The organism is Pseudomonas sp. 51_B (assembly GCF_017491595.1).
In the GTDB taxonomy this organism is placed as follows: Bacteria; Pseudomonadota; Gammaproteobacteria; order Pseudomonadales; family Pseudomonadaceae; genus Aquipseudomonas; species Aquipseudomonas promysalinigenes.
Map to the genome: position 1 here is coordinate 1 of NZ_JAFGYW010000668.1, position 218 is coordinate 218.

At 59.2% G+C, this 218-nt stretch carries 1 protein-coding gene; it reads left to right on the forward strand.

Going from position 1 to position 218, the window contains the following annotated elements; all coding sequences use genetic code 11:
- A partial coding sequence (locus tag J5M56_RS26630; RefSeq protein WP_207938270.1) for an amino acid permease occupies positions 1 to 218 on the forward strand: 218 nt, incomplete at both ends.

Below are 218 nucleotides of genomic sequence, written 5' to 3' on the forward strand. Positions count from 1 at the left end.
TAAAGCTAGGCGCATTAGTTGCACTTGTGGTCGGCTCGATGATTGGTGGCGGGATCTTTTCGCTGCCGCAGAACATGGCCGCCAGTGCCGGCGTCGGCGCGGTTCTAATTGGCTGGGCAATCACCGCTGTGGGCATGCTGGCCTTGGCGTTCGTGTTCCAGACGCTGGCCAACCGTAAACCTGAACTGGACTCGGGAGTCTATGCCTACGCCAAAGCT